This window comes from Burkholderia aenigmatica (assembly GCF_902499175.1).
Classification (GTDB): domain Bacteria; phylum Pseudomonadota; class Gammaproteobacteria; order Burkholderiales; family Burkholderiaceae; genus Burkholderia; species Burkholderia aenigmatica.
In genome coordinates this window covers 1-8,768 of record NZ_CABVQC010000121.1, presented here as the reverse complement: position 1 = coordinate 8,768, position 8,768 = coordinate 1, and the positions used below count along the sequence as shown (strand labels likewise).

Annotated in this window: 13 protein-coding genes and 1 pseudogene; 2 read left to right on the top strand and 12 right to left on the bottom strand. The window is 62.0% G+C overall.

Going from position 1 to position 8,768, the window contains the following annotated elements:
* Positions 1-77 precede the first annotated feature (77 nt).
* The gene (locus tag BDO18943_RS41700; protein WP_235996330.1) at positions 78-776 is read left to right on the top strand and encodes a hypothetical protein; all 699 of its coding nucleotides are present in this window, start codon (positions 78-80) and stop codon (positions 774-776) included.
* Between the two features lie 347 nt (positions 777-1,123).
* Positions 1,124-2,134, top strand: a complete 1,011-nt coding sequence (locus BDO18943_RS41695; RefSeq protein WP_175026636.1) for a restriction endonuclease — start codon at positions 1,124-1,126, stop codon at positions 2,132-2,134.
* A 221-nt stretch (positions 2,135-2,355) separates the two neighbouring features.
* Here the strand turns inward: BDO18943_RS41695 and BDO18943_RS41690 are convergent, their stop codons facing one another.
* The 12 genes and pseudogenes from BDO18943_RS41690 to BDO18943_RS41640 all read right to left on the bottom strand — a co-directional run.
* Positions 2,356-3,324: a tyrosine-type recombinase/integrase gene (locus BDO18943_RS41690; RefSeq protein ID WP_175026635.1), complete on the bottom strand. Its 969-nt coding sequence runs from the start codon at positions 3,322-3,324 to the stop codon at positions 2,356-2,358.
* The gene (locus BDO18943_RS41685; RefSeq protein WP_175026634.1) at positions 3,317-3,712 is read right to left on the bottom strand and encodes a DUF2513 domain-containing protein; all 396 of its coding nucleotides are present in this window, start codon (positions 3,710-3,712) and stop codon (positions 3,317-3,319) included. The genes BDO18943_RS41690 and BDO18943_RS41685 overlap by 8 nt, the downstream gene beginning before the upstream one ends.
* Positions 3,709-4,146 carry a hypothetical protein gene (locus tag BDO18943_RS41680; protein WP_175026633.1) on the bottom strand — a complete coding sequence of 146 codons (438 nt, stop codon included), beginning with the start codon at positions 4,144-4,146 and terminating at the stop codon, positions 3,709-3,711. Before BDO18943_RS41680 ends, BDO18943_RS41685 begins: the two co-directional genes overlap by 4 nt.
* Before the next feature lie 660 nt (positions 4,147-4,806).
* Positions 4,807-4,986: a hypothetical protein gene (locus tag BDO18943_RS41675; RefSeq protein WP_175026632.1), complete on the bottom strand. Its 180-nt coding sequence runs from the start codon at positions 4,984-4,986 to the stop codon at positions 4,807-4,809.
* Between the two features lie 3 nt (positions 4,987-4,989).
* A complete protein-coding gene (locus BDO18943_RS41670) occupies positions 4,990-5,610 on the bottom strand; it encodes an alpha/beta fold hydrolase (protein ID WP_175026631.1) in 621 nt (206 codons plus the stop codon).
* Positions 5,607-6,056 carry a hypothetical protein gene (locus BDO18943_RS41665; RefSeq protein WP_175026630.1) on the bottom strand — a complete coding sequence of 150 codons (450 nt, stop codon included), beginning with the start codon at positions 6,054-6,056 and terminating at the stop codon, positions 5,607-5,609. The genes BDO18943_RS41670 and BDO18943_RS41665 overlap by 4 nt, the downstream gene beginning before the upstream one ends.
* Positions 6,057-6,099: 43 nt before the next feature.
* Positions 6,100-6,321 carry a hypothetical protein gene (locus BDO18943_RS41660; protein WP_175026629.1) on the bottom strand — a complete coding sequence of 74 codons (222 nt, stop codon included), beginning with the start codon at positions 6,319-6,321 and terminating at the stop codon, positions 6,100-6,102.
* 3 nt (positions 6,322-6,324) lie between these two features.
* Complete coding sequence (locus BDO18943_RS41655) at positions 6,325-6,957, bottom strand: hypothetical protein (protein ID WP_175026628.1); 633 nt, start codon at positions 6,955-6,957, stop codon at positions 6,325-6,327.
* 78 nt (positions 6,958-7,035) lie between these two features.
* On the bottom strand, positions 7,036-7,602 hold the full coding sequence (locus BDO18943_RS41650; protein WP_235996329.1) for a glycoside hydrolase family 19 protein: 567 nt from the start codon (positions 7,600-7,602) through the stop codon (positions 7,036-7,038).
* A 2-nt stretch (positions 7,603-7,604) separates the two neighbouring features.
* On the bottom strand, positions 7,605-7,991 hold the full coding sequence (locus tag BDO18943_RS42900) for a hypothetical protein (protein WP_235996328.1): 387 nt from the start codon (positions 7,989-7,991) through the stop codon (positions 7,605-7,607).
* Between the two features lie 60 nt (positions 7,992-8,051).
* Complete coding sequence (locus BDO18943_RS41645) at positions 8,052-8,444, bottom strand: hypothetical protein (protein ID WP_175026626.1); 393 nt, start codon at positions 8,442-8,444, stop codon at positions 8,052-8,054.
* A gap of 3 nt (positions 8,445-8,447) precedes the next feature.
* Positions 8,448-8,768, bottom strand: a pseudogene (locus tag BDO18943_RS41640) (glycosyl hydrolase family 28-related protein); the annotation flags it as partial.

Sequence of the window (8,768 nt, the reverse complement as noted above, 5' to 3'; positions counted from 1 at the left end):
TCCAATGCAAACCAAAGTAGACGTTGGAGGCAGGCGATTCATTTACGTTCAATCAAGAATCGAACGCTACACTAGCAATGGCTGTCCGAGATCGCCGCGACTTTGACGCAATGACGTTGTTGCGTTCACAGTGTTTGCTGTTGAGCTCGGTGGGTCTGGCCGGCAATGATGCGCCCGAAGTACTAAGAAATCTACGAGCGGCCACCGAGGGCCTTACAACACTCATGCACTCAAACGATGCGACGCTCAGGACCGTGCTGATATTCGCATCCAACACGGGGTTGCTTCAGCTTGATGAGGCCTGGTCCAAGTATCTTGATGACGATGCAGAGACCCTTGCTGCCGATGACGACCCCGAAGTGCCTTCCATCATCGCCTTCCTGAACTGCCAAGTTAGCGAGCTGAGAGGATATCGTCACTACCTCGAGGACCTTTCCCCATTTGCCACTCAGCAGGGTGTCAAGGGCGCTGAATTCGAACGTGTCCTTGTGTTGATCGACGACGACGAAGGAAGAGGCCAGCGCCTCTTCTCATACGAAAAATATTTCAACATTGCTCCGCCCTCGGAGACGGATCAAGAGAACATCGATGCAGGCGACGACAATGTGATCGATCGGACCAGGCGCCTCTTTTATGTCTGCTGTTCACGCGCGAAACGGGATCTGGCGGTTGTAATGTTCGTTCGCGATCTCGCGGCCGCCCGAGGGAAGATAGAGGAAAGCGGGATTTTTATGCCGGACGACATCGTTGATGAGTCCGCCCTAGAACTCGACTGACTTATGCAAAGGCATGCGACTCGCAGATCAACTATGCCGGCCGCACGTTGCCGACCGGCCACGAGGGCCACCGAAAAAGCACAAGTGAAGACTTGATGTTGGATATCAATCTGCTCACGTCCTATAAGGTGTATGAAGCCGGATTAGACCAAACAGACAGCGTCAGATCGTCTGACTCAGGTCGGCCAACAGCGGCCGTTTTGTTCATGGCGCTGGCATAGTAGAAAGTTCCCTCCGCTGCGGGGCCTGGCCCCCCACACCACGGTGCCGGCCGGCACCGGTCCGGGCGCCGCATTTGATAGTACAGTTCCCGCACACAATCAGCTGACTACAGAGGGCCACGCGTAATGAACTTGAGACTTAAAGACTTGCTTGAACCGCCTGAGGGTGCTGATCCGGCTTGGTTTCAGCGTCGCGGCCGCAGCTTTGAGCGAGTTCTCAAGCAAATGTTTGAACTCGAAGGCATGGCACCCCGGGCCAGCATGCGTCCCAGCGGGGAGGAAATAGACGGGTCCTTTGCCATGGACGATCGCTTCTTTTTGCTAGAGGCCAAATGGCACACCCCGCCCATTGCTGCCTCCGCCCTTTACGCCTTCAAGGGTAAAGTCGATGGCAAGCTGGTCGGCACCATTGGCGCCTTTTTCTCGATGTCCGACTACAGCGCCGAGGCCGTAGACGCGCTGCTTTACGGCAAGGAGCTCAACCTGATCCTCTTTGGCCGCCAAGACCTGCTGCTGATAGAAGACAAGCAAATCTCCATGCGCGAGGCCATTCGGGTGAAGCTGCGTTATGCCGCCGAGTACGGCCAACCCTTCTTTGACCTGTCCACGCATCTCGCCGAGCAGGCACGACTCGGCGCGGAAGCCTCAATTTCAAAGCCACAGCGCGAATGGACCATCATCGTCGAAGGAGTGGATGATGTCCGGACTATTCAGGAGTTGCTTGCGCGCTTTGTGATCCCGGCTAAGGTCACGGTGTTTCCGGCCGGCGGCCAACTCTCCGTGGCGCCGTTGGCCGTGCATTTGCGACGCACAGGCAATCTACATGTAGCAGCCATCGTCACTCCGATCCCGGACGCGGATGCCCAGCAGGAACAAATGCAGGAACTCCAGCGCAGCGGCGCTACCCTGGTAGTCCTGCACCACTCGCTAGAGGACTGGCTGGGCAACTATGTCGGTGTGGACTACTACAACGCAAGCATGATGCTTTCGAGTCGGGCCGGGAAAATGGCACGTCGGTATGCCCGCAATGCCGAGCTCGACCAATTGTTGACCGGTACGCCATCCTTTGCCGCGCTGTTGGAGCAACTAGAGGCGCGTCCGGAAAGCGAGCTATTTGCCGGGAAAGTGCCCCGCTGAAACTGCTTACGCTGCGGGTTAGCCACGAATAGCCGTAAAAATGCAGCCAACAGATGTAATTCGCCAAGTGCCGAGGTGCCTCGGACCTGTCAGGGCCGGGCCAGTCAAGTTAGCAAATTACCTTGGCCAACGGCAGCTATGGGTCGATCACGGCCCTTGCTGCAGGCACGGCGAGGAATCTTAGACCTGGTCTGACGCTGACTGGGAGACCAAGTCTTGACTCAAGCATATAAGGATATGCGCTCGACCTCCTCAATCTCGATTGCCCTTGAATGATCGCCATAACGCTGCGTGCTGCGTGTTGATACGTGATTCGCTATTGCCGCAGCGTTCTCAAGCGTGCCGCCGTTCCGCAAGTACGTGGTTATGCCCGTCGCACGGAGCGCGTGACTGCCAATCTTCGTCGCAATACCTGCGGCCGCTGCCCGACGCCGCACCATCACGTAGGCATTGGCCTGTGCCAATGTGGTCTCGCTCAGTTGTCCAGTGCCACGCGCGATCGTGCGGAACAGTGCTCCCTTCGGATCAAATGCTATGCCGGTACCGTCCAAATAAGCGCGCAGGGCCATCTCAAGTGTGTGGTGGCACGGCATCGCATGTGCCTTGCCACCTTTTTCGCGCAGGCATATCCAAAGCCGTCGTTGCCGCACATAGACGTCATCGACGCGCATCGCAAGCGCCGCGCCGATCCGCGCGAACGAAAACACCATGAGCGCAATCAGCGCGCGGTCCCGCAATCCAATGGGTGTGCTCACATCGATACTGTCGAGCAGCTGCCGGGCCTCGGCGGGATCGAGTACGGGCGTGGCACCGGTGCGGGCCGAATGCACGGGCCCGCGCACGGAGGCGGCCGGGTTGTGCGGCACGATCTGGCCGGTCACGAGCCAGTCGAACAGGTGGCGGATCGCCGCGAGCCGCTGCTTGACGGTCGGCGCCGAGGATTTCTGGGTCTGCAGTTCGATCCACGCGGCGACATGCAGCGGCTGCACGGCGGTGATCGACGTCACACTCGCGCCAGCGCACCACGTGAGGAAGTCGCTGGCCGCCCGCGCATACGCGCGACGTGTGTGCGGATTGCGGATCGCCGACGCAAAAAACTCCAGGAATCGGAGACTGGCGCGGTCGCCGGCCGACGTCACCAGCGCAGGCACCGTCGCGCCGGTGGGAAGGACGAGGGAGGTATCAGCCACCGACCAGCCCCTTGATCTTGGTTTCGAGATAGGTTTTGGCCGTTGCCATCAGCAGGTCAACCGTCAGCCCCCCGACAGCCCTGGCCACTTTGCTGGTCTTGTCCCACACGTCGGCACTGCGAACGGTATCGAGAAAATCATGGCCGGCCCAGCTCAGACCACGAAAGGCGATACCGGGTCCCGGACTGATTCCGAATCCCATTCCTTCCGCCTCCACAAGACCCGCCTGTTCAAGCAGCGACAGGTGGTAGCCGATCGCCTCGATGTCATGGCCGGGCACTTGGATATCGAGCCGATCGGGGACAATCCACTCAATGCCACTGTGCGGGACGGGCCGCGCCTCAAGCTTCAGCAGCAGCTCGCGGATCGGGTCCATGTCGCGTTTCATTGCCCAGGCCCCTCCACCGGAAAGTCTGAAGCCACGAGCGAGGTCTCTCCCGGAGGAAGCCATTTGCGTGTCGTCAAATCACGGCGCATCGCAAAGATGAGTGCGCCGTACAGCTGTTCGTATTCCGATGATTGGCTGTTCTTGATTGCGTGCGACAGGGCATTTGCCGCTCGTACTACCTCGTCCGATCCAACGAGCCACAACTTTCTGATAGCGCCCAAGTAATTGCGCCGCTCATCCCGAGTACTGCCTTGCAGCAAACTGTCCAGCCCGAAAACAACATCGAAGTAGACATCCCGCCGCTGTTCGTAGGCTGTCCACGCACGCTGGGCAAGCAACTGACCTGCCCAGACGAGAGCGCCCAGAACGACGGGGACCGCGATCTTCGCGACTTCGAGTGTCCAGTTCGGGTTAGCGGTGGTTGGGTCAGCCACGAGTATTGTCCTTACGTTTGATAAAGGACATTATCATATATAAAAACGCTACCGGGAGCCGGTGACAGGTCAGTGGCCAAAAAATCACCGACCCGTCACGGACTGCAGGGTGACGGTAAGACTGCTCGGGATTTGGCGCTTAGCTGGAATGCGGATGGGTGATCAAGGCCACGATGATCGCAGCGATCGCACGAATCGCCGCGACTACGACCTTGGTCCAATCGATCTTCTTCATTTGCTGAGGCCATAAAAAAACCCGCCTCGATGGGCGGGTCAGAAATGCAAAAGGCCGCACGAGGCGGCCTTTTGCGCAAAACGGGGGCGCACGAAGTGCCCCACGCGAGATCCTACACTAGGGCCAGCCCAAGCTGGCCGAGAAAGCCCAGGAATCACAATCCTAGCTCGCTAGCCTTATCTATCAAGCCTCACAGGCTCGCGCGTGGGAATAATATAGCAAAACTGGCCTTTGATTCAACAGGCTTTTTTTAGCTTCATTCCCAACGTTTCAGCCCTTCCTCTCGGCGGCAGCCCGGGCCTCCATGTCGCACGCAGACCCCATTTTTTCCAGTTGACGCCCTATCCTAGGCTCGCGATAAACTGTATATCCATACAGTATCGTTTCGCCTTCCCATGCTTCGCCAACCTCTTCCGCACTTCCAGTCACCAACCAATAGGGAGCTGCGCGAAATGTGGCGCCGCTACCCGGAAGGTCACGAGGTGCGACGCCTGATCCTCGAGATCGCCCGGTGTCGGCACCAGTTCAGGGATGCGGAAGGCCTCCGGAAATCGGTCCAGAAGGTGTGGAGTGAAGATGTCGGCGGCCACCTCGTCGCCCTGCACCAGCTACGCTTGATTCTGCAGGACGAGGCCAGGCTCGCCGACGACTGAAAGCGCGCTGATCACACGCGCGATCGCGTGATCCGTCACGTTCGGGAACGGGAACATCGGGCGCCCGATCTGCTGAATCGCGCCGGCGTGATGCCAGTCGAGCGGAAGCTCCGGCACGATGTCGTTCCCGTTCTTGAACAGGTTCAGCGGCACCTTCTCAAGCAGCGCCGCGACGCTCCCGTTCGTGCTTACCCGCGGCGGCTCGAAGCCGTACACGGCCGCCGGAGGATTGCCGCCGACCACCATCGCTGCGGCAGCCATGATCGCGATCGCGGCGCCGAGCGAGTGCCCGACGAGCGTCACCGGACGGCCGTCGATCGCGGCGAGTACGTCGACGGCGGTCGCGCCCCACGCCTTCCAGAAACCGTGATGCACCTGCCCGATGCCGATGACGTCGATCGGGTGCGCGTCCAGATCGGCCGCGACGCAGTCGAGGTTGTCGGTGCCCGGAAAGGCGACGACCAGGCCGGCGGCCGTCTGCCGCACGATGGCGCGCGAGGCGCTGTCCGCTTTGCCGATGTCCGGCTTCGCGGAATACGCCTCCTGCGCGAGCAGCGCGTAGTCGCGCGGGGTCATTGCAGCGGCGCGCCCGCGAGCGGCGTCGACGCGGCGGCCGGCGTGCCGTAGACCACCAGCCAGTTAGACAGAGCGATCGACGCGGCGCCGAGCGCGAGTCGAATCGACGTCTGCGCGGCCGGATCGATCGGCAGCATGCCAATGAGGCCGATCGCCTGCGGGATCAGCGTGTTCACGAGCGTCTGCGCGCTCGTCGCGTCGAGCGCCTTAGCGGCTGCGCAGATCTCGCCGTTGTCCGCCGCGAGCTGCTTCAGGTTCGCGTCATTCGGCAGCGACGCGCTCAGGTCGAGCAGCGTCGGCTGCACGACCGCGCATGCTTGCGCGACCTGCACCTTGGCGGTCGCCGCCAGATCAGCGAGTTTCTGCTGCTGGGCCGTCGTGCAGCCAGCCGCGACGATGAGGACGGACGCGACGATACCTGCCGCGAGCGGCATGAGCTTCTTCATGGGGGTTCCTTCGGGAGTGATGCCGCGGCGCGCGGCGGACGGATTACTGCGAGACGGCAGGCTGCTGAGCGGCCTTGGCGGCCGCGCGTTCGGTGTACGCGGCAACAGCGGCATGGAAAGCTGCAGCGACCAGGCCGGCGATCAGCGACGACAGGCTGGCCGGCACCGGGCCGCGGCAGCCGCCGAGCACCCAGTCGACAGTCGGGACGAGATCCGTGACGCCGATGGTGATGCCGCCGGTCACGAGGCTGGATTTCACGGGCATGGCTTACTCCTTCTCGGTTTGGACGAGCTCGTCCGGGGTGAAGACGAACCCGGCCTTGCGCGGGAACGCCTGGAACACGAAAGTCGGGAACGACCGGTGATGGATGCCATGCGTCGGCGACCGGTGGAACTTCGCCGACAGCGGAAGCATGTTCGTCATCGCATCGACGAAGGTCTCAGGCTTCGCCGGATCGAACGCGTGCCAGTCGAAGCCGCGCAGCTCGACGAGCTTGCAGACGAGCCACAGGAACGATTCCTCGACCGGATACAGTTCCTTCGTCGGCTGATCGGTCGTCGGGTCGAGCACGGGCAACGCCTTCACGTCGCCCAGCGCGACGCCGCGGACGGTCGCCCAGTCGATAGCGTCCGAATCCGCCCACTCGCAGAACAGGTGGTGATACTCGGGCGCCGGCTGGCCGCTGATCGAGCAGCGCAGGCCCGCGGCGTGCCCTTCCTTCTTCGTGTGCCGGAACGTCGCCGATTCAGTGCGCGGCGCGTGATCCGGGTAGTACTCGATCTCGACGTCGGTCACGCGTACGGCATGCTCGCCGGCGATCTTCGGCAGGCCGGCGAGGCCCTCGGACGTGCACTTCTCGCAGCGCTGCTCGAGCGCGACGTCATGGCTGCATCGGGTCATGTCTGGTCCAGAAATGAAAAAAGCCCGGCGCGCGGCCGGGCTGGATTGCGAAATTTCGAAAAATCGAAAGCTGGCGGGTCAGGCCACGCCAAGCGCGGCCTTGCACGAGGCCCACAGCGCCAGACGGTCATCCATGCCGTTCGGCGTCGCCGCCGAACGCGGATTGCCGAGGTTGATCGCGCGGCTGATCGACAGGAAGTCGCCCGCATCAGCGAAGGCGCTGAGCGCGTGGTCGGCCCAGAACTGCGCCGACGCTTCGGCAGCAACGCTCGGCTGTGCGATCTGATCGGGGTTGCCCTCGATGTTGATCCCGATCTTCTGACCCATCACGCGGTAGTTGTAGCGGCCGGTGATCTGGATCAGGCCGCCGCCTCGGTACCGGAAGCCGTCGCCAGCCTGCGTGTTGCCCAGCTCAGCAGCCTTCGAGGTCGGCGGCTCATACGCGCGCTGCGCGGCAGTCGGCCCCCAGATCTCGCGGAGCCACTGAAATCCCCCCGTCTCATGCCCGCACTGCGCGAGAAACGCAGCCTGGCGCGCGGGCGAGTCGATCGCATACAGCGCCATGGCCGCCGATAGCGGGTCAGCCCAAGGCGTCGCGCGCGTGAGCTGGATCTGCAGAGCGGCAGCGAGAATTTGTGGTGTCATGGTCATCCCAGAAGAAGTTTCACGACCGCACTCGCCCACTCGGGGATGGGTTCGTGTCGCATGTAGCGAAAGACGATCACGCCGACCGTGCCGAACGCGATCGTCGGGCCGGCGACGTGTCGAACAAGGAACCGCCACGCATCGGCAAGGCGGCACAACGCGCGCACCGCGCGCGCGCCGCCCTCCCACGTATCGACCATCGACTGGGTATTCGTCTGGATCAGGGAAACCGAAGCCACGATGGCGTCGATCTTTTCGTCCTGCCGCTGAAGGTGGGCCTTTACTGCCGCGTCGCTTGCGTCGATTCGTTGCTCCAGCTTCGAGAAGCGGCGGTCACCCGCGCGCAGCCGTTCCTCGACGCGCGCCGGCGCCGATGCGTTGTCGATCATTCATCCCCCGGAAATGAAAAAGGGCGCCCGAAGGCGCCCCGCATTGGTAGCAACGTGCCTTTATTCGGCAAGCCAGGCAGTGCCGTTGTAAAACGTCGGGCAGACCGTCGAGCCTCCGCCAGTCAGCGAGCCCATGAAGGTGCAGCTCGTCGCATCGGTCACGTACGCACGCATACCTGCCACGCCCGTCGGCAAGGTCGAGACCGTATAGCCGAGCGTCTTGATCGGGCCACCTACGTCCAGAGTCGCTCGCGGCGGCGACGCGCCGATGCCGACCGACACGCTGCTACTGCCGAACGAGAGCACCGTTGTCCCGTTGACCTGGACGGACGACGCGGTAAGGTTGAGCGCGGCAATCTTCGCGCTCGGAATGTAGAACGGGATCGACGACTGAGCGAGCGCGATCGAGCATGCGCAGCCGAGCGCGAATCCCGCAAGGATCTTCTTCAGCATGGCTCAATACCCCTCAACCTTGAATGAGAACGTCAGCGCGGAATCCGGCGAGCCCGACGTGACCGTCACGGCCGTATTCGTAGCCGACACCCAGAATGGCACCGCGGCTGTCGTCGGCGTAGCCTGTACGCTGACGACAGCATGCGGGAACCCGGCCGTCGTATTGCCTTGATAGGTAGGGAATGTGAACGAGCCACTCGTCCCGCCTGCCGGGATCGTGATCTGCCCGGCCTGCGTGATCTTCCCCGAGTTGTCGACCTGGACATATCCAACCGGGCTGGTCGTGTAATAGAACTGCCTCATCCCGGCCGGCGCATTGTCCTC